Here is a 499-nt window from a genome sequence, read left to right on the forward strand (position 1 = left end):
GGTGTTAAGTGGTCAGACGGCAAGCAAGTTAATGCTAAAGACGTGGAATACGCTTATGAAATTATTGCTAATAAAGACTCCAAGTCACAACGTTATACCGATTCTCTTGCCGACATTGTTGGTTTAGCAGAATATCACGAAGGCAAGAGCAAGAAGATTTCTGGTATTGAGATGCCTGATGGCGAAAATGGCCGCAAGGTCGTAATTCACTTTAAACAAATGAAGCCTGGTATGCTTCAATCAGGTAACGGTTACTTCTGGGAATACGCTGAACCTTACCATTACTTAAAGGACGTACCATTCTCCAAGTTGATGTCTAGTGACAAGGTTAGAAAACAACCACTCTTCTACGGCCCATTCCGCGTAAGCAAGCTTGTTCGTGGTCAATGTGGCACTGGGGAACGTAACCCGCATTACTAGCGTGGTACACCAAACTTGGAAAAGGTATCAATGACAGTCATCGGTACCAACTCAGTTACTCAAGCCATCAAGAGTCACA

1 pseudogene is annotated in these 499 nt (G+C 43.7%); it reads left to right on the plus strand.

The features are described from left to right. Positions 1-499, plus strand: a pseudogene (locus CP367_RS10640) (ABC transporter substrate-binding protein); the annotation flags it as partial.

Origin of the sequence: Lactobacillus sp. UMNPBX16, from assembly GCF_002553775.1 — a bacterium.
Lineage (GTDB): Bacteria > Bacillota > Bacilli > Lactobacillales > Lactobacillaceae > Lactobacillus > Lactobacillus crispatus.